The organism is Pseudomonas sp. P4_C4 (assembly GCF_056402055.1).
In genome coordinates, this window is record NZ_JBFUID010000042.1 from 1 (window position 1) to 20,157 (window position 20,157).

General features: G+C 55.0%; 16 protein-coding genes and 2 pseudogenes. 5 read left to right on the plus strand and 13 right to left on the minus strand.

The annotated features are described in order from the left end of the window. The coding region (locus AC1DXW_RS20785; protein ID WP_477760392.1) for a LysR substrate-binding domain-containing protein at window positions 1-535 on the plus strand (535 nt) is incomplete at its 5' end. Window positions 536-1,078: 543 nt separating this feature from the next. Here AC1DXW_RS20785 and AC1DXW_RS20790 read toward each other — a convergent pair. Beyond that, window positions 1,079-2,284 carry a CaiB/BaiF CoA transferase family protein gene (locus tag AC1DXW_RS20790; protein WP_218497867.1) on the minus strand — a complete coding sequence of 402 codons (1,206 nt, stop codon included), beginning with the start codon at window positions 2,282-2,284 and terminating at the stop codon, window positions 1,079-1,081. Window positions 2,285-2,740: 456 nt separating this feature from the next. Then, entirely contained in the window at window positions 2,741-3,583 is an 843-nt protein-coding gene (locus AC1DXW_RS20795; protein WP_477755284.1) for an IclR family transcriptional regulator, read from the minus strand. Between the two features lie 327 nt (window positions 3,584-3,910). Here AC1DXW_RS20795 and AC1DXW_RS20800 point away from each other — a divergent pair, with 327 nt between their 5' ends. After that, the gene (locus tag AC1DXW_RS20800) at window positions 3,911-5,620 is read left to right on the plus strand and encodes an FAD-dependent oxidoreductase (protein ID WP_477755285.1); all 1,710 of its coding nucleotides are present in this window, start codon (window positions 3,911-3,913) and stop codon (window positions 5,618-5,620) included. Between the two features lie 510 nt (window positions 5,621-6,130). Continuing rightward, the gene (locus AC1DXW_RS20805) at window positions 6,131-7,411 is read left to right on the plus strand and encodes an OprD family porin (RefSeq protein ID WP_477755286.1); all 1,281 of its coding nucleotides are present in this window, start codon (window positions 6,131-6,133) and stop codon (window positions 7,409-7,411) included. Between the two features lie 124 nt (window positions 7,412-7,535). Here the strand turns inward: AC1DXW_RS20805 and AC1DXW_RS20810 are convergent, their stop codons facing one another. Next, window positions 7,536-8,384: a sugar phosphate isomerase/epimerase family protein gene (locus AC1DXW_RS20810; protein WP_477760393.1), complete on the minus strand. Its 849-nt coding sequence runs from the start codon at window positions 8,382-8,384 to the stop codon at window positions 7,536-7,538. 383 nt (window positions 8,385-8,767) lie between these two features. Between AC1DXW_RS20810 and AC1DXW_RS20815 the strand changes: the two genes are divergently transcribed. Next, on the plus strand, window positions 8,768-10,105 hold the full coding sequence (locus tag AC1DXW_RS20815) for an MFS transporter (RefSeq protein ID WP_477755989.1): 1,338 nt from the start codon (window positions 8,768-8,770) through the stop codon (window positions 10,103-10,105). 193 nt (window positions 10,106-10,298) lie between these two features. Next, on the plus strand, window positions 10,299-11,039 hold the full coding sequence (locus AC1DXW_RS20820; protein WP_223531567.1) for an SDR family NAD(P)-dependent oxidoreductase: 741 nt from the start codon (window positions 10,299-10,301) through the stop codon (window positions 11,037-11,039). Between the two features lie 106 nt (window positions 11,040-11,145). Here the strand turns inward: AC1DXW_RS20820 and AC1DXW_RS20825 are convergent. The 10 genes and pseudogenes from AC1DXW_RS20825 to AC1DXW_RS20870 form a co-directional block, all read right to left on the minus strand. Beyond that, window positions 11,146-11,313, minus strand: a pseudogene (locus AC1DXW_RS20825) (AsnC family protein); the annotation flags it as partial. A 12-nt stretch (window positions 11,314-11,325) separates the two neighbouring features. Beyond that, window positions 11,326-11,565: pseudogene (locus AC1DXW_RS20830) on the minus strand (histidine/lysine/arginine/ornithine ABC transporter ATP-binding protein); the annotation flags it as partial. Between the two features lie 423 nt (window positions 11,566-11,988). Further along, the gene (locus tag AC1DXW_RS20835; protein ID WP_223502628.1) at window positions 11,989-12,945 is read right to left on the minus strand and encodes a cyclase family protein; all 957 of its coding nucleotides are present in this window, start codon (window positions 12,943-12,945) and stop codon (window positions 11,989-11,991) included. Window positions 12,946-13,118: 173 nt separating this feature from the next. Beyond that, window positions 13,119-14,390 (minus strand): OprD family porin, encoded by a 1,272-nt coding sequence (locus tag AC1DXW_RS20840; RefSeq protein ID WP_477760394.1) that lies wholly within the window; start codon window positions 14,388-14,390, stop codon window positions 13,119-13,121. A 155-nt stretch (window positions 14,391-14,545) separates the two neighbouring features. Then, window positions 14,546-15,700, minus strand: a complete 1,155-nt coding sequence (locus AC1DXW_RS20845; protein WP_223531568.1) for an iron-containing alcohol dehydrogenase — start codon at window positions 15,698-15,700, stop codon at window positions 14,546-14,548. A gap of 17 nt (window positions 15,701-15,717) precedes the next feature. Continuing rightward, the gene (locus tag AC1DXW_RS20850; protein ID WP_223531569.1) at window positions 15,718-16,872 is read right to left on the minus strand and encodes an iron-containing alcohol dehydrogenase; all 1,155 of its coding nucleotides are present in this window, start codon (window positions 16,870-16,872) and stop codon (window positions 15,718-15,720) included. Window positions 16,873-16,882: 10 nt separating this feature from the next. Further along, complete coding sequence (locus tag AC1DXW_RS20855) at window positions 16,883-17,530, minus strand: ATP-binding cassette domain-containing protein (RefSeq protein ID WP_223531570.1); 648 nt, start codon at window positions 17,528-17,530, stop codon at window positions 16,883-16,885. After that, the gene (locus AC1DXW_RS20860; RefSeq protein ID WP_223531571.1) at window positions 17,527-18,309 is read right to left on the minus strand and encodes an ABC transporter ATP-binding protein; all 783 of its coding nucleotides are present in this window, start codon (window positions 18,307-18,309) and stop codon (window positions 17,527-17,529) included. Before AC1DXW_RS20860 ends, AC1DXW_RS20855 begins: the two co-directional genes overlap by 4 nt. Then, window positions 18,306-19,250, minus strand: a complete 945-nt coding sequence (locus tag AC1DXW_RS20865; protein WP_223531572.1) for a branched-chain amino acid ABC transporter permease — start codon at window positions 19,248-19,250, stop codon at window positions 18,306-18,308. The genes AC1DXW_RS20860 and AC1DXW_RS20865 overlap by 4 nt, the downstream gene beginning before the upstream one ends. Further along, window positions 19,250-20,146 carry a branched-chain amino acid ABC transporter permease gene (locus AC1DXW_RS20870; protein ID WP_248687255.1) on the minus strand — a complete coding sequence of 299 codons (897 nt, stop codon included), beginning with the start codon at window positions 20,144-20,146 and terminating at the stop codon, window positions 19,250-19,252. The genes AC1DXW_RS20865 and AC1DXW_RS20870 overlap by 1 nt, the downstream gene beginning before the upstream one ends. Window positions 20,147-20,157: the final 11 nt, after the last annotated feature.

Here is a 20,157-nt window from a genome sequence, read left to right on the forward strand (position 1 = left end):
TCATTGCCGAATACGAACATCGCAACTACCCACCGAGCATATAGCTAACTCACTGGAGAGAGGTGATACAGACCTGGCTATAGGATCACACTACATCCAGGACCCTAACCTTTTTCAACAAGAACTGTTTAAACACTCTTTTTGCTCTATCGTCAGTACCATGTACCCTGGTAACGAAGTAGACCTTGAACAATTCCTGAGCATGAAACATGTTTCCGTCGTTCTGTCAGACAGTAGTACACGCTACGACCAGTTTATCGACGAATTGGGGCATCAACGAGAAATTTACCTTACAACCCCACACTTTATAACGGTCCCGATGATACTGGAGAAAAACCCGAATCTAATCGCAACCGTGCCCGGTGACCTGGGGCAAACATTCCGACGCTACAATGCGGTCAAGGTAATTAAAACCCCGATCAAGTCCCCCAGCTTGCACCTGCGACAGTATTGGCACCCGCGCCATCATCATGACCCCGGAAATATATGGCTTCGCCAGTTGGTCAAGCTTCTTTTCGACAAGTATATGAGTTGATGGGCGTGATATTGGCGCAATCTAATCATTCCCTCACTTCAATGATTGCGGCAATTTACGAGGATAAACCTAYGCTTATTGAATAAGGGAAATGATGAAATTTCACCGCTATGATATTAGAATTTATCGCTATCCAAATATGTGAATAGCGATCGTAAACGCTTCCCCTTAGCTAGAAACAGAGCGTCCACTCAGCTTTTTGGTGGTGTGTGCTTTCTTTAGGATTCGGCGTGCAGAGGAAGCATAAGACATTAAATATGCCGCCGGCCGTTGCGTGGGAACGCGCGATGAAAAATCGCTTGCCCCCCGAAAAAATTTCCGAAGAATATCTGGATATATTATGCCGAGGCGTTACCGAAGCATGTACAAGTTCAGCGGATTGATCGGTCGCACGCGATCGCCCTTGGCATAGACCTAACGAGACTTGATTCTGTCTTTTCCAGCGTACGTGGCGACAGCGACGTCGCCACCTTCATGGGATCAACCAACTCGTGCAATTCCACAGCATCTCGGACGTCAGAGTTGTGCGGCTCCCCTTAAAGATCAGATCACTCCTCTAGCTTTGAATGCCGAGATCTGTCCATCTGAATAGCCCAGTTCCTGCAAAACACTGACACTGTGCTCCCCCAAACCCGGCGAGGGTTTTTCTTCGACCATTTCGGTGTAGGGCATATGCACCGGATGCTTGACGTAGCAGTTTCCCGATTGGGCCGGCACCTCGACAATCATGCCGCGATGTTGCACCTGCGGATCGGCGATTGCCTCGGCGACCGTGTTGATCGGGCTGCAGGGTACGTCGGCCTCCTGAAGCGACTTCATCCAGTACTCACGGCCGCGCTCTTGTAATCTCGAAGTCATCAAGGACTCCAGATGAGCGTGATTCTGCGCGCGCAGCGGACCGTCACGCAGCAGCTGATCATCTATCCACTCAGGTCGCTGCATCGCGATGCACATCCGTTGCCACTGCTCTTCGGTATCAACACAGATGGCAATCGGTTCGTCGGCGGTAGCGAAAGCCTGGAACGGCGCGATCAGCGCGTGGCGACTCCCCAGACGGCGCGGAAGATCACCCACCTGCAGGAAGCGTGCAACAGCGTTTTCCATCATTGCCAGCTGGCAATCGAGCATCGAAATATCGATAAACGCCCCCTTTCCGCCCTCCTGCCCCCTGCCCACCAGCGCTGCCAGCACACCGACGGTGGTGAATAAGCCAGACCCGATATCGCCTAGCGAAATGCCCACGCGTGCAGGTGGTCCGAACTCTTCACCGGTAATGCTCATCATGCCGGACATCGCCTGTGCGACCACGTCAAAAGATGGCAAATGTTTATAAGGGCCATCCTGCCCAAAACCTGAAATTGCGGCGTAAACCAATTGCGGGTTCAACTCACTCACGGCTTCATAACCGAACCCCAATCGTTCCATCGCCCCCGCCCGGTTGTTTTCAATGAACACGTCAGCCGTCGTCAGTAACTGGCGAAGAACAGCTTTGCCCTCCTCCTCTTTCAAGTTCAGCGCGACGCTGCGTTTGTTCCGGTTGACGCTATTGAAGTAGATACTTTCCTCGTCTTTGAACGGCGCAACGCTGCGGGTGTAGTCCCCGCCTTGCGGCCGCTCAATCTTGATGACATCAGCCCCGAGCATCGCGAGCAGCCAAGTTGAATAAGGCCCTGCCAACATATGAGTCGCATCAATTACACGTATACCGCTTAGAGGCCCTTTGTTGGGTATTTCAGATTTAATCGACATGACTTCACCCTGCCCGGCAACTGAGTGTTGGCGCCGACGCCGAATTAACCCCATTGCCGAAATGTCACTTACCCAGTCTAATCCTCGCGAACCGTTGCCTGTGCTGAATTTTTTCCTTTTTGGAGGTAGGTCAGTCTTGCGTCGGCACATGGGTCAATTCGGCATCGGCGTCAATAGACTATCCTCTGCATTCGATGCGAATGATGCCTAGAGCTCGACAGCAGTAAAACATGCGCAGATTTCTGCGCAGCATCGACCTCATCAATGTCTGCCTGAACCTTGGCAATGCGGGAACGCTTTAAGGGCTGCCCCTCAATGAAAGTGATCCCCCCTTCTCCTCAGCCAAGTTACAGGTCTTCCATCACTAGTCTACTGAGGGTGAGTCCCCTATCCTCTCGGCACATGTCACGGAACATATCAAGGATTAGGTTATCACGTCCCCTAAAATGACCGGGTTCAGGCCCTTATTGTCTTTCTGGCAGCGCCCGGGCTCATCAGAGACGGAGAACCAGGAATCAACTGACTGATTTCTTCAGCAGATGCCATCAAAAGAGGAGCGAGTTCGTGTAATCGGTCTTCAGTCAGCCGAGAAAGGGGCCCCGCCACGCTCACCACACCTATTGGTCTCCCACTTAGGGGGTGAATCAATACGGTCGCGATCGCAGCCATCCAATCCGAAAAAGTCTGTATCCCAATCGCATAGCCTCGCTTACGAGCCTCGTGTATATGCTCCAATACCTTGGCGGCCGTCTGTGGCGCTCGCGGACCAAAGTCCCCAGGTGTTCCGTAACCCTGCTCTTCAATAGCCGCGATGGCATCCTTGTCCTCCATTTTCGACAGCCAGGCGAACCCGGTCGCCGAACATGAAAGCTTTGAAATCATGCCCATGTCAGGGTCGTACCGAAGTCCGAATCGAGCGCCCTGGGCTTTAGCAACCCAAATCAACTGCCCATTGTCTTCGACCGCAAGGCGAACCAACTCTCCAGTTTTTTCGGCAAGGCGATCAAGGACCTGCTGAGCGGCGTCGATGTATCCACTTGATGCCAGATGCCTGAATGCCAGCACCTGTAGCTTTGTTGTCAGAACATATATGCCGCGATCCTGCTCCTGACGTATATAGCCATGTTCCGATAACGAAGTCATAAGCCGGTGTGTCGCACTGCGAGGGATGCGTAAAACCTCCGAAATCGACGTCAACGACATTCCCTCCGCCCGCCCGGACAGCAACTCAATTACTGCCAATCCGCGATCTAGCACCCCGGAATAGCTTGGTCCTTGTAAATCCGACGCACTTACCATTAACAACCTCCGTGCATGCAGTCATTGTAATCCGCCAATCATACTGGAATTTTTTTCCACCTCCTATGGACGGGTTTACCACAAAAGCAAGGAAACGTGATCTTGTAGTACTCACCAGCATGCTTGCTAGCTCCACCCTCAGAAAGACATTCGTAACGCTCCCTTGGCCAGCCTCGGACCGAGCGTCAAGACCGCTTGAAATAACGGCTGACAGGACCAGCCACACCGAGGATAAAATATTTTTTCTCGCAAACAGGAATTTATTTCCAGTGACAGTGGAACACTTTTCCATTATGTTCTCTTCAGAATATTTTTTTGGAGGCGAAAATGGCAGAGCGTGCGTTGTGCTGTGACTTGTTGGTGATTGGGTCTGGAGCCGCTGGATTGGCCACTGCAGTTACCGCTGCGTGGCACGGCCTCAGTGTGATCGTCGTGGAGAAGGACGAAGTGTTCGGCGGGGCTAGCGCCTGGTCTGGGGGATGGATGTGGGTTCCCGGCAACCCACTCGCAAAGCGAGCTGGGATACATGAAGATCCTCAGCAACCGCGGATGTACCTCAGGAACGAACTCGGCTCTCATTACGACGAGGCACGTATCGACGCCTTCCTCAATAATTGTTCGAATATGGTTTCATTTTTCGAAACCCACACAGAGCTGCGCTTTGTCGACGGAAACGAAATCCCGGACATGCATGGCAATACTCCCGGTGCTGCCGTAAGGGGCCACCAGATCATTGCGGCCCCGTATGATGGTCGAGCAGTCGGCCCCCTAATGAACCGTCTGCGAAGAACAATGCGAGAGACATCGGTGATGGGTATGCCAATCATGGCGGGCTCAGATCTTGCTGCATTTCTCAGCCTGACGCGCTCACTAAAGTCGGTGGTTCACGTCGCGAGACGGGTCGTTCGACACTTATTGGATCTCGCATTTCATGGTCGCGCGATGCAACTTGTAAATGGCGTCGCGCTGGTTGCGCGTCTGGCAAAGTCCGCCGAGAAATTAGGAGTCACTTTGATTGAGTCGGCTCCGGCCAAGCGCCTGGTTATCGAAGATGGAGCTGTTCGTGGCGCAGTCATTGGTACCCAAACCGGCGAAATGGAAATTCATGCTACAAGAGGCGTCGTGTTGGCTACTGGCGGCTTCCCAAACGATATTGATCGCCGTAAGTTGTATTTTCCACGGACTCCGTCGGGCACTGAGCATCTTGCTCTACCACCCGAAAGCTGTAGTGGTGACGGTGTCACGCTTGGCGAATCTGCAGGCGGGGAACTTGCGACAGACCTCGCCTCTCCAGCTGCGTGGGCGCCAGTGTCACGACTGGTCTATAGGGATGGAAGTACAGGTCATTTCCCACACATTATCGACCGTGCGAAGCCTGGTAGTATCGGGGTACTTGCCAATGGCAAACGCTTCGTAAATGAAGCGAACGGGTACTACGATTACACAACAGCAATGATTTCTGCTGCCCCAGAAGATCAAGAAGTCGCTTCTTGGCTCATCTGCGATCATCGCTTTCAAAGACGTTATGGACTAGGTCACGCACGCCCCTTCCCCTTTCCTGTCGGCTCCTATATTCGAAGCGGCTATCTAAAGCGCGGGGACTCAATTCCCGCACTTGCACAGCAATGTGGCATTGACCCAACAGGTCTTGCAGAGACCATTCGTTCTTTTAACGACCACGCGCGGCTCGGCGAAGACCCTCTTTTTGAGCGTGGCGCTACTCCTTTCAATCGTAAAAGCGGTGACCCCCTGCATATTGGCCCTAATCCTTGTTTGGCACCGATCGAGCATGGTCCTTTCTATGCAGTCAAAGTACTACCTGGCAGCTTCGGAACATTCGCAGGTTTGAGAACTAACGCATCGGCCCAAGTGCTTAGAGACAACAATGAGCCAATCATAGGCCTCTATGCCGCTGGAGCAGACATGGCAAGTATCATGGGTGGCCTCTATCCCTCTGGCGGGATTAACCTGGGACCAGCAGTGACCTTTGGATATATTGCGGGGCGACATGCCGCCGGAGTTCAGGATTACGAATGACCGATGGAACAACATATAAATAGCGCCCTCGCGACAAAATAACGAGATGCGTAATTTCTACGTGCCATCCGAACAATTCCTCAGCAAATACTCATCATAGCGGAGGCGATGTTCTGCGGCTCTGTATTCGCAAGAGCGGGGCAACTGCTCTTGAGCAGCAATGGTAAGGTTTGGTGAGCTTTCTGTGCCGTAACTTACTAATGCAGCAGCAAGCTGGAGTGATGGTATTCGCTCCAATCACCGCCTGCATTATTCCGCATTCTCAGTACTAAGGATGTGTTGGTACGCGCAGTTCCTGATAACCCCCTCACAGACGCTGGCCCCCGTTTAAGGCCGTGGGCAAAGCGACAGAGTTCCACGAGCAATCGCGACAAGCTTGATTAGCTGATGTTACGGGTGGGTGCACCATCCTTTAAAAGAGCTCCTACGTGCCACCACGCAGCCCCAAAGGCAGGCGTGACGGATTCTCCTTATCCGTCGATAGGGGGTTCCACATGGGAAGATGACAAAATGAACAATAAGAACTCTACTCGGACCAAATATACTTATAGGGCGATTACTTATTTGTCTGCGTCTATTGCGGCAGGATTTCTGGGGGAGGCAGCGTCAGGCGCTGAAGGGGGATTCATCGAAGACTCCGCAGCCAGTCTGACGCTGCGCAACTTCTACATGAACCGCAACTTCGTCAATGACAGCGCTCAGGCCAAGGCCGAGGAATGGACACAAAACTTCATCTTCGATGTTAAGTCCGGCTTCACTCCGGGAACCATCGGCCTTGGCCTGGACGTGCTTGGCCTATACAGCATCAAGCTCGACGGCGGCAAGGGTACCGCCGGCACCCAACTGTTGCCAGTGCACAACGATGGCCGCCCAGCCGATGACTTCGGTCGCCTGGCGGTAGCCGGCAAGGCGCGCACCTCGAAGACCGAACTGAAGGTTGGCGAATGGGCCCCGGCGCTGCCGATCCTGCGTTCCGACGACGGTCGCTCGCTAACCCAGACCTTCCAGGGTACCCAGATTACCTCAAAGGAAATTGCCGGCCTCACCCTCTACGGCGGCCAGTTCCGCCAGAACAGCCCACGTAACGACGCAAGCATGGAGGACATGAGCCTCAATACTCGCCCCAACTTCAAGTCCGACCGTTTCAACTTCGCTGGAGGAGAATACCGCTTCAATGACAACCGCACCTTGGTTGGACTGTGGAACGCAGAGCTGAAGGACATCTATCAGCAGAAGTACCTGCAGGCACAGCACTTCCAGCCGCTTGGCGACTGGCTGCTGGGCGCCAACCTTGGCTTCTTCTGGGGTAAGGAAGACGGCAGCGCCAGGGCCGGCGACCTGGACAACCGCACTTTCTCCGGGATGTTCTCCGCCAAGCACGGCGCCAGCACCTTTTACGTCGGCCTGCAGAAGGTTATGGGCAACGACGAATGGTTCCGCGTCAATGGTGCCAGCAGCAGTACGCTGGCTAACGACAGTTACAGCTCCAGCTATGACAACCCCAAGGAAGACTCCTGGCAACTGCGTCATGACTATGACTTCGCCGCCCTCGGCGTGCCCGGCCTAACAATGATGAACCGATACATCAGTGGTAATAATGTACATAACGGCAGTACCGACGATGGTAGCGAGTGGGGGCGCGAGAGCGAGCTGGCCTACACTGTCCAGTCAGGCCCACTGAAAACACTGAACTTCAAGTGGCGCACCTCTACCATGCGCCGCGATTGGGGTCGCACTAACAGTTTCAACGAAAACCGGCTGATCATCAACTACCCATTTTCACTACTATAGGCATTTGGAGCTTGCCGCGTTATTTTTTTAACAAGAAAGCCCCGCTTAGCGCGGGGCCTATATATTTAAACACCAAAAATCAAGATCACGAACAAGATTTTGATATATACATATCCTTTAGAAACTAGAGTTTCTTACCGGTCTTGAAGAAATCAGCGCTCCGCTGTGCTGCTGAGATGGCTCGTTTAGACGGAGAAAGAGACAGTTCGGCAGAAACTGGCGTTTCAATAACTAACTGGAGATCCTTCGGGAGTTCCATGATTATCTCCCTCAAAGGAATTATGCCATCGCCTAAATGAAGCCTTGACGTACGCGCCTCCAAAGCAAGCATCTCTACTGATGGAGAAATATTCGAGCAGTCACTCAGCTGCGCATATGCGATTCGGTCGACAGGTATCTTTTTGATGTCCGAGGGTGTTCCACTTCCACGAAAGAAATGTAGTACATCTAAAATCAATCCAGCATTTGAGGGATTGACCGCCTCAATCATATACAACGCTTCCTGCCATGTTTTTATATCACGGTAAAGCATAAACTCCACACCCACTGTCAATCCAAATTTGGCAGCTTCATTACATAGGCGCCCAAAAAGGTCAACTCGCTGCTCGTCTGAAAGAAACTTAGCAGTAGCGCTAAGCTCTGTTCCAATCGACGAAATATGGGTGGCACCAAGTTCCGCCCCCAATTCCAGCGCAGGCTTGAATTTCTCGAGATTAGTTTCCGGCGAAAGAACGAACGCCTCAATGTCAAACACACCAATTCCTGTATCACGAAGAGCTTGTTTGATATCGCTAATTACTTGCGGCCTGCCCAGGACTTCGTATTGAAGAGGCTGGGTGGTGGCGGTCATCAGAAGCAAACCAACTTTCCCGAATCCGGCGTCTGCAGCTGTATGAATTAGTTCAGGCTGGGGAGTTCGGCCTATTGTTAGGTTGGCCAATGACATACTGCGAGTATCAGAATTACCACTCATAAAGGACTACCTCTTGATTCAAAATAAAGCGTTATTTCTCTGTGATACATTTTTTAGCTGTGGGAGGAGATAGCGCGTTAGAAAATGATGACGCGTGGCACTTCGCCCATTAACGCTAGGCAAGCCTCTACCGTCTATCGTCAGTTGCAGCTCCCGACGCCCAGCCTTTTGCTTACCAAGCAAAAGGCTGGGCGATTATCGAACGCAATATGGAATAACCTTCCTGCACTACTGGAATACTATTCCACTTTCTCCCTGGCTGTGCCACTATAAGCTCAACGGGTGACCGAAACAAATCAAAAACATCGATGCCCTCTGTCGCCCGCCTACATCTGGCTGTGTCATATCAACCGGAACTAATAACAATTAAATTGGAGCAGAGGATGACAACCAACCTTGACGTGCAGAGTTCGTCCCGATCGCCGCATACTGCCGCTCTTCCAACGCCTAAATCACCTGCAGATGCGCGTCGCGCTTCGCTCGCCGGCACTGTGGGAGCTATTGTCGACTGGTACGACTTCTTCCTCTATGGGACCGCTGCCGCTACTGTGTTCGCCCCCTTGTTCTTCCCTTCTGATGAGCCCACGACTGGCCTTCTAGTTTCGCTCAGCACCTTTGCCGTTGGTTTCCTTTTTCGTCCACTGGGGGGGGCCGTATTCGGGCACTTCGGTGACAAGATGGGGCGGCGGACAATGCTCATGCTCACTGTGCTGATCATGGGGCTGGCCAGCGCGCTAATCGGCGCCCTACCAACTTACGAGACGGCGGGTATATGGGCGCCGATCATGCTGGTGGCACTGCGTGCAATTCAAGGCTTCGCTGTGGGAGGAGAATGGGGAGGAGCAGCCTTGATGGCCGTTGAAAGCGCGCCCAAGGAACGCCGAAATTTTCTATCTGCCGGTGTACAGACTGGATCCTTCATCGGTCTGTTAATTGGTACCGCCGTCTTTTTCCTTTGTAAGAAGCTGACGACACCCGAGCAATTCCTGGAGTGGGGCTGGCGGATACCTTTCCTGCTCAGTATTTCTCTTGCATTGTTCGCACTCTGGATACGTCGCTCCGTTCCAGAGTCTGAAAAATTCCAAGAAGTTAAAGAGCATCAGACAGAAGTAGCTGCCCCACTAAGCATCGTGCTCAAAACGAGACCCCTGCAAGTTCTTGCGGTCATCGGTATGCGATTACTCGATCAAAGCACCTATTATCTGGCCTTCACTTTTTCCTTGGCCTACGTCACTAATTACACGACAGCTTCACCTGACAGCGTGATGGTGGCATCAATGATCTCGATGACGCTCGCGATGATTACCCTACCAACGTTTGCGAAACTAGCGGACCACTTTGGAATTCGATGGTTCTACATAATTGCCTCCATAGTCGGCGCGATTACGGCCATCCCATTTTTTCACGCCTTACAAACTGGTTCGATACCGCTAATAGCACTTGGCTTTTTTTTCTTAATCAATATTTGCCATAATATGGCAACAGCGGTCCAGCCTGTATGGTTTTCGGGCTTATTTGATACAAAAGTTCGTTATAGCGGAGCGGGCTTTGGATATGCCCTCGCCGGTGCAACCGGTGGATTTATGCCATTGATAGCAACATTGTTAATCAATCATGCGAATGGTTCGTATCTTCCTGTTGCGCTGTTACTCGGTGGTCTTTGCCTAGCCGGCGGGTTGACCAGCCTCTGGTCATACCGCTGGGTCAACTTGCACGACTGAGACCTTTACGGATGATTCAAGGCGCAGACGCTCGGCAGTTGAAATTACATTATTAGCCACCTTGTCTACCGCAACGTTGCGCAGCGTCTACGACGACGAAATACCGGCGTAGCCACCATTGAAGCAAGACGGTGGCTATACCGTCCTTAAAATACGATCAATACACCCGACGCGGATATCGAGGGAGAAGAAAATGAGTACGACAGATGTAGTCCAGACAGCACTGATTACAGGCGGCGCTCGAGGGCTTGGCCTAGGTATCGCACGGCGGTTAGCCGCAGACGGCAAGAAGATCATCCTTTGGGATATCAACTTCAACGATTTTGATGTTGCTCAAGCAGGTTTTACTCCGATTTTAAATCAATGCGTCGACGTTTCAGATCCAAATGCAGTTCAAACAGCATTTGGTGAAGCACTTGCAGTCACTGGAAAAATCGAAATTTTAGTGAACAATGCGGGGATCAACGGAGTTATTAGCCCGACTTGGGAATACCCTATTGACGAATGGCAGAGAGTGCTAAACATCAATCTCACAGGAATTTTTAACACCTGCCGCGCAGCGATTCCGCAAATGCGGGCGAATGGATATGGTCGCATTGTCAACGTAGCCTCTATCGCTGGCAAAGAAGGCAATCCTGGTAGTAGTGCGTACGCTGCAGCAAAAGGGGGGGTCATTGCCTACACGAAGTCCATCGCAAAGGAGTTAGCCGACTCAGGAGTTTTGGCGAACTGTATCGCTCCGACAATGGCCGAAACCGACCTCCTAAAACAAGTTACACCTGAGTTCATCGCAACCATCAAGGCCAAGATTCCGATGGGCCGCTTTGTAAAGATCGAAGAAGTCGCCGCGATGGTTGCGTGGATTGCAAGTTCCGAGTGTAGTTTTACGACTGGCTTTACATTCGACCTCTCGGGTGGACGTGCAACTTATTGACTCAGCGAGTGCCCTTCACTCAGTTCTGTACTTTTGCACATAGTACCTTCGCATTTGCTGACTGATGCTATTCAGTCAGTAATGCTGTTTTTCGCTCCCCCCTAGTCTTATCCAACTTACGTACACGCTGCTGGTAAGGTCTCTGACTCAAATGAACAAGTGAGGCAAGTTTTTTGTAAGTGATGCGCACGTTGTGACGCAGCACATCAATAATTGCCTCGTCGATACGCCCCAACGGCTCGAAAGTCCTGAGGGTATGTCTTCCGTTACTCATATAGAAGGTTTTTCACTTCAATCCATTGGACAGAAATTGCTGCAGACGCTCGCTTCGGGGGTTGCCCAGAATTTCTGCCCCCCCTGCTCCGCGACCAGCCCTGATGAAGAAACAGCAGTTGGTTCGAGACCTTGCGGGCAAAACCCATTTCATGGGTCACCATGATCATGGTCCGACCTTCTTCTGCAAGCCGTTGGATGACTTTCTGCACTTCTCCCACACCTCAGGGTCCAGCGCCGATGTAGGCGAATCTGGGTGTCGGAATTACCCTCCTCCCCCGCATATTCTGCGACACACTTGACGCTAACAGCTTCACGATCGCAGGAATCCGATCACCATCGCTGACCTGGAAAGTATCACTCGCATGGTGAAGGCAAGGCGAACTTTCTTTCGCGGCTAAGGCGTGGCTGGAGTTAGGCCGCAACATACTTGCATCGCCAGGTAAATAGCTCGAGGGTTCGAGCAATCACTCGGCCTAGCTGGTCGCAGCAAACGTTGTTAGATGAAAGTCGCGTGCCTGGCTCGACTCTTGCCAAACTCACAAAGGAGCCATAGAGATCGCCCAGCCACGGATGGGTTTTCTATCACCGAGCCAGCGAATGTACTAGGTTGAGACAGGAGTCGGCGGCTTTCACATATGCTGAGGCAGGAGTAAACCTGCCCCAGCATAAACGACTACTTGATCACTACCGGATTGACCGGTGATCCGGCAGCGCGATGTACTTTCAGCGGGGCTGCCACATAAAGGAAAGTATACTGCCTGTCTTTCGCGCAACTTTCAGCTAGCTTTTCCAGGTCGCAGATCTCCGTAAAGGCGATACCAAGATTACGCATCAAAGCGCAGTGTAGCGGCAGAGCCACACCTGATACTGGGTCTGTCGTGACCTCATTGGCGATGGTATCGGTGACAAGGTTTGGAATTTCCTTGTCATGGAACCATCGAACAAGCTCCTCCGAATATGTAAGCCCTGGCTCGCAGAATCCGTCGTAAAACGCCTCGCCCTGCTCATAGAAAGCTTGAAGGAAGTTAGTCCTGATAATCAGGATATCGTGGGGCTCGATCGTATGGCCCTGAGCCTCTGCGCACGCCATAAGATCCATGTGAGTGAATGTCTCACCTTTATCCAGCATGCGCTTGCCACGATGCCGTGCCATATCCAGTAATACGCCGCGCCCGACCACTCCTCGCTCGCCGATAGGTGCGACACTGGCCTTGTCGAGGCCACCCACAGTTGTTCGCGCGTCGTAGCCGTTCCATATTTTCCCGCCGTACCAGAGGTGGCCAAGCGCATCATATTGCGTGGAGCCTTGCAGGAACGCGTCGATCTTGTCATCAGCGTAGTGCAACCCGCCGGGATAACATGGGCCATGATCATTGTCCCAGCTTGACTCATCGAGAACCATAGTACGTTCCGCCGGGGTACGGCCTGGCCAAACCGGATCGCCTGCGGGATCACCGATCATACGCTGTAAAGTAAATACGCTTCCCGTCTTAATATGCGCAACCCCGCGCATGACTTCTTGCGCGGTCAGGTAATTCAGAGAGCCAACTTCGTCTTCCGCTCCCCACTTGCCCCAGTTAGAAGGAGCGTCCTTCAAAAAATCATCCATCTTAGGAACTGCAGTAGTCATGATGTTTTCCTTTTCAGTCACGGTGGTTATTGAAGCGCACGACTAATGCGCCTTGCGTCCTTACCGCTCAAGACATACAAAACATTGAAATGAAAGTGCTCGCTTAATGACAAACGAGCGGCGGCTACAAAAGTCTGTAGCCGCTGGCGTAGCGTGCGATCTGTTTAGCGGTGTTAAAGCGCCGAGAAGGGGTAGCTGATAATCAGACGGTTCTCGTCGAACTCCAAGCTGCTGTAATCGCGACGCAGGGTGCTGTTGCGCCATTTCAGCGACAGGTTTTTCAGGCTGCCACTCTGGATCACATAGGCCAACTCACTCTCCCGGCCCCACTCCTTGCCGTCACTCACAGTCGCGGTGTGCACGTCTTCACCGCTGATGTAGCGGTTCATCAGGGTCAACCCGGGAATGCCCACACCAACGAAGTTGAAGTCATGACGCAACTGCCAGGACCGCTCCTTGGCATTGTCGTAACTGGAGTTGTAGCTGTCGTTGGCCAGGGTGCCGCCGCTGGTGCCATTGACGCGCATCCAGGCGTTGTCGCCGCTGACCTTCTGCAAGCCCAGGTAAAAGGTGCTGCTGCCATACTTGGCCGAGAACAGGGCGGAGGCGGTTTTGTTGTCCAGCTCCCCTGCCCGCTCGCTGCCGCTTTCCTTGCCGATGAAGTAGCCAAGATTGGCGCCCAATACCCAGCTACCCACTGTTTGGCTGTGCACCAGGTTGATGAACTGCTGGTTGTAGATGTCCTTGAGCTCGGCATTCCACAGGCCAATCATGGTTTGCTTGCTGTTGAAGCTGTACTCGCCCCCGGCAAAGTTGAAGCGATCGGAGGTAACCCCGCCCCTCCCGGTCATCGACATATCGTCCATGCTCGCGTCGTTGCGTGGACTGTTGCCGCGGAACTGCCCGCCGTACAGGGTCAAACCGTCGATATCCTGGGAAGTCACCTGGCCACCCCGGAAGGTTTGCGGCAGGGCGCGGCCGTCATCGGAACGCAGGATCGGCAGTACCGGCATCCATTCGCCGACCTTCAGTTCAGTTTTTGCCAGCCGAGCCTTCAACGCCACGCCCAGTCGCCCGAAATCATCGGCTGGACGGCCATCGTCATGCACTGGCAGCAACTGGGTGTTGGCGGTACCGCGACCACCATCGAGTTTGAGCGCATACAGCCCCAGCACGTCCACACCAAAACCCACGGTGCCCTGGGTGAAGCCGGACTTGGCGTCGAGGATAAAACTCTGAGTCCACTCCTCGGCCTTGCTCTGCGGGTAAGCCGGGTTGGTAAAGTTGCGGTTGATGTAGAAGTTGCGCGACGTAAGGCTCGCCTTGGCGTTTTCGAGAAAGCCCTCGGCAACGGCCGGAAAGGCAGACGCGGCCAGCGCCAGCCCTAAGACATGGGTACCGACGACAGGTGCCAACATGCGGCTGTTTTTATTGCTGCAGTTCATTATTTTTATTCTCATGGTTAAAAAGCGCACAAAACCCTCCCCTCTGCGTTGACAGACGAGGTGAAAAAAGGGAGGGCAAGCTGATACGGCCCCTCAAATTAGGGTGCGTACCCCTTCAGCACACCGCCTGTAAGCAGGCGATGCGCGTCAGTCGGTTAGAAGATGCTGCGGTAGAGGGCTTCTACGTCCTGCGCGGTCATGTCCCTGGGATTGCTGTCGATCAGGCGACGCAGGTTCATCACCACGGAGTTGGCCATTTCGGTGAGGGCGGGTTCGTCCACCCCCAGTTTCGACAGCCGGGTTTCCAGCCCGCTGTCGGCCACCAGCGCTTCAATTGCCTGGACAAAGGCTTCGGCTGCCTCGGCTTCGTGCTCGAAATGGCGGCCCGGCAACAGGTATGTCGCGAGCTCCGCATATTGGCTTTGCGCCGCGCTCAGGTTGAAACGCAGTACCGGCGCCATCACCAGGGCATTGGCGTGGCCGTGGGGAATGTGAAAGCGTGCCCCTAGCGGATAGGCCAACCCATGAATAGCCGCCACCGAGGCGTTGACGAAGGCCACACCCGCCATCAGCGAGCCTTGCAGCATCGCTGTACGCGCCGCCACGTCCTGACCGTTGGCCAATACTTTGCGCAGGTTGGCGCTCAGCAACCCCAAGGCGGCGGAGGCCAAGCCATCGGCAATCGGGTTTTTACGTGTGCGACTGGTGTAGGCCTCGATTGCATGCACCATGGCGTCCAAACCGGTGGCGGCGGTGACTCTGGGCGGCAGTCCGAGTGTCAGTTGCGGGTCGAGCACCGCCACGTCCGGCATCAGTTGCGACGAATACACCGCTTGCTTGCGCTGTTGCTCGTCAGTGATGACGGAGACCCAAGTCACTTCAGAGCCGGTGCCTGCCGTGGTCGGCACCAACACCAGCGGTACCCGCTGTCCCTGGGCTTTGTCGGTTCCATACAACTCCTCCAAGGGCTGTTCGCTGTTGATCAGCAACGCCACCAGTTTGGCGGCGTCCAAGGAACTGCCGCCGCCGAGCCCCAGCACGCCATCGGCCTTGAATTGTCGGGCCTGCTCGGCGGCCTCTTTGACCACGGCGGACGAAGGGTCGGGAACCACTTGGTCGAACACTGTGACTGCGCAGCCAGCCACCTCAAGCGAGTCCTGGGCCTTAACTACAAAACCCAGGCTGACAATGCCAGGATCGCACACCAGCATCACCCGTTGCGCACCGAGATCCTTGAGCACCTTGCCCACGCTGTGCAACGCGCCCTCTTCGCAGACTATGCGCGGCACGCTTCTGAATTCATAACTCATCGGTCAGTCCTTTTTGTTTACAGCACCGAGGCATAGATGGCGCGGGTATCTTGGTGGGTTACCGGGCGCGGATTATTGATAAGCAGGCGTTCGACCTTCATCGCGTCATCGGTCAGGTGATCCAGGTCGTCGACAGTCACGCCCACGTCCCGTAGCCGCTGGGCAAACGGCATGCGTTCCACCAACCGGGTCATGAACTCAATAAAGGCATCGCAGGCCAACGCCTCGCTGGCAAAGCGCTGCCCTGGCAGCACCGCCGCCGCCAGTTGCGCGTACAGCGCCTCGGCTGCAGGACGATTGAAGTTCAGCACCGGCACTAGCACCAAGGCGTTGCTCAAGCCGTGGGGCACATGGAAGTGGCCGCCCAACGGGTACGCCAGGGCATGCACCGCCGCCACCGGCGAGTTGGCAAAGGCCATGCCCGCTAGCATCGAGCCGAGAAGCATGTCGGAGCGGGCCGGTAAATCCCCCGGCGTCGCCAGGACCCGATCCAGATTGCCCGCCAGCAGGCGCAACGCCTGCATTGCCAGGCCATCGGACAGCACATTCTTCTTGTGCACGCTGGTGTAGGCCTCGATGGCATGGACCATGGCATCGATACCGGTCATGGCACTGACGGCTGCCGGCAAGCCGACGGTCAGTCGGGCATCCAGCAGCGCGATATCCGGATACAGCAATGGGCTGACAACGCCCTTTTTCTCATGGCTGGGGGTAGTGACAATCGCCACTGCCGTTACTTCCGAGCCCGTGCCCGCCGTGGTCGGCACTTGGATCAATGGCAAACGCGGGCCTTGGGCCAGGTTGATACCGTAGATCGACTCCAGCGCCTGTTCGCGGCCACAGAGCAAGGCTACCAACTTCGCGGTATCCAGGGAGCTGCCACCGCCCAGGCCGATCACTGCTTGGGCACGGCAGTTACGGGCGGCATCCACCGCGTGCTGTACCGATTCCGACGGCGGATCGGCCTGCACATCGCTGTACAGTGTCGCGTCGACCCCGGCTTCGTGCAGGGCTCGCAAGGGTGCATCCAGCAAACCGGCGCGCAACAACCCCGGATCGCTGACCAGCAATACCCGCTCGGCCTTTAGCTCGCGGCATAAGGTGCCCAGGCGCAACGCGCCATCGATCTCACAGATCACACGTGGCGTGGTTTCAAAGTTAAATGTCGACATACAGCTGCCCCTACCCTGCTGTCACGCTGCCGCGCTCGATGCGAAACAACGCATCGACCAGGTCGGCAGAATGTGTGTCATCGGATTCGGAGATCAACACGCACAGGCCTTCCTGGCCCAGCTTGGCAATCACCTCGCTTAAACGCCGAGACAAGACCGGCGCTACGCCCTCGAAAGGTTCGTCCAGAATCAACAGTTGATTGCCCGGCATCAGTGCCCGGGCCATGGCCACCAGCTTCTGCTGGCCACCGGACAACTGCATCGCCTTGCGGTCACGGAACTGGGCGATCTCTGGAATCAGGCTGTAGACCCAGTCCAGTCGCTGTTTGCTGTCGACCAGTTTGTTGGCCCACACTGGCAACATGATGTTCTCTTCCACGGTCAGCGACGGAATCAGGCGCCGGTCTTCGGGCAAGTAGCTGATACCCGCTGCGGCGCGGGTAAAGGCCGGCTGCGCGCGCAGGTCCTGCCCGCCAAAAAACATCTCGCCGCGGTCCGTGGGCAACAAACCCATGATGGCGCGGATCAAGGTGGTCTTACCCGCGCCGTTGTGGCCGATTAGACCGACCATTTCCCCGGGACCGATGGACAGCGATACGTCATTGAGGATCGGTATGCCTTCAATCGATACATTGAGATTGCGAATTTCCAGGCTCATTTCACGGCACTCCTTTGTGCCTTGTCGTGGGCCTTGGCGCCGCCAGTGACAAACTCCTGCACCTGCGCATTGGCCAAGACTTTTTCCGGGGCTCCGTCGGCCAGGACTTCACCGCTGTAGAACGCGAGAATGCGCGACACATAGCGGCGTACCACGTCCATGTCATGCTCGACGAACAGCACGGTTACTTGATGCTCGGCAACGACGCGCATCACGGTGTCCATCAGCGCGGTTTTCTCTTCGGCGCTAACGCCGCTGGTGGGTTCGTCGAGCAGCAACATCTGCGGATCACCAATCAAGGCCATGGCAATGTCGATAAGTTTGCGCACTCCTTGCGGCACCGCGGTGACCAGAGTGTCACGCCACTGCGGTATGCCGAACTCGACAAGAATGGCGTCGGCACGGGCAATCCGTGAGGCGCTGCGCATAGGCACCAGCAGCGCTGGAAACGGGCTTTCGGCCGCCGCCACCGCAATCAGCAGGTTGTCTAGCACGCTCAATTGCGCAAACAGTTGGGCGACCTGGAACGAGCGGGCCATGCCCGAGCGGGTAATCGCTCGAGGTGTGCGACCAATGATCGACTGGTTATTGAACAGGATCTCGCCCCGACTCGGCTTCAAGTAACCTGTGACCATATTGATGAAAGTGGTCTTGCCGGCGCCATTGGAGCCGATCACACCGACCACTTCCCCTTTGTTGATCCGCACATTGACGTCCTTGGCTGCAGTGACTGCGCCGAACTCCTTGCACAGACCTTGGGTTTCGAGAATGCAGGTCATGCTTTAGCCCTCCTAGCGTTACCGGTAAACAGGCTCCACAAGCCCTTGGGCAGGAACACGATGATCGCCAGTAAGGTGAAGCCCAGAATCATCTGCCAGCTATGGGGCACCAGTTCGATGGCGTAAGTGCGCACCACGGCAAACACGATGGCGGCGATAAAGGGTGCCGCCACGTGGGCGGTGCCGCCGAGTAAGGCGATGAACACGAACTCACCGGAGGTGATCCAGTAGGCCATTTCCGGGTCGATATGCCCGGCGGACAAGGCCATGAAACCACCGCCCAATGCCGAAACGGCCGCGGCGGCTACGTAGTTCATGTAAAGCACCCAGCGTGGGGACTGCCCGAGGTATTCGACACGCACTTCGTTTTCACGAATTGCTTCACACATCATCCCGGCATTGCTGCGGCTGTAGCGATGCAGCAACACCGCCAGCACCGTCGAACTGGCAACGATGATCATGAACAAAACCAGCGGTCCCTGCCCGGCGGCCGGCGACCAGCCAAACAGGGTCCAGGCCTTGACGTTGAAGCCGTCAGTACTGCCCAGGGCCGAGCTTTTCACCAGCACGCCATAGAGGATCATCGAGAACGCCAACGACAGCATGGCGAAGAAAATCTCCCGATAGCGGGTCATCAGCAGCCCTAGAACCATCGCCAATAAAACCGCGACGCCAACGCCGATCATTAGCAACACGGCTAGGTCGGTGATGTTTAGGAAATGTCCACTCATGCCCACGGCATAACCACCAACGCAGAAGAACAAGCCCTGGCCAAAGGTCACCAGACCGGCGCGCATCTGCATCACCACGCCTTGCACTACCATGGCCTTGGCCAACGCCATGGTCAGCAAAAACACCAGCCATTGCGGAGCAATCCAGCCACCGGCGGCCAGCAACGCTGCAACCGCCAGCAGAATCAGTTCGGTTTTATCCATACGCATCAGATTTTCCTCGCAAGCACGCGGCCGAACAGGCCTTGCGGACGTACCGCCAGAACCAGCGCCATGACGCCGTAAATCACAAAGAGTTCGAACTCCGGCGCATAGTGCACCGCCGCCGCACGGCTCAGCCCTACTAGCAAGGCGCCTACCGCCGCGCCTTCGATACTGCCCATGCCACCGATCACCACCACGGCGAAGGCCAGGACGATGATTTCCACGCCGATGCCCGGCGCTACGGAAATAGCCGGAGCGGTCAAGGCACCGGCCAAGGTGCCGAGCATGGTGCCCAACACAAAGACCAGGGTGAACATGCGCTTGACGTTGACACCCATGGCCATAGCCACTTCACGATCGTGGATCACAGCCCGCAGGACCTTGCCCTGGTTGGTGCGTTCCAGCCACAGGTACAAGCCCAGTCCAAGCACCAGCGACACGCCTACCAGCATCAGGTCGTAATTGGATACCTTCAGCCCGGCCAAGGCGCTACGGCCCATTTCGGCGTAGGGTTGATAGGCAAAATAGGGGTTCACGCCCCAGATCATTTTCATGGTGTCTTCCAACACCAGCAGCAGCGCGTAGGTGATGATCACCATCAGCACTTCGTCTCGGCCGTACATAAACTTGAGCAGCCCACGCTCGATAATCAGGCCAACGATCAGCCCGGCCACCACGGCACAGCCAAGCATCAGTAGGTAACCGGCCCAGACCGGGCCGATACCGTTATTGAAATACCAGCCCACCAGCGAAGCTGCGGTGTAGGCGCCAATGGCATAAAAACTGCCATGGGCCATGTTCAGGATCCGCATGACCCCGTAGATCACCGTCAACCCTGCCGCGACCAAAAACAGCCACGAGGCATAGATGGTGCCGTCAATCAGCACCGCGAAAAGACTCATCATAGAGGTCC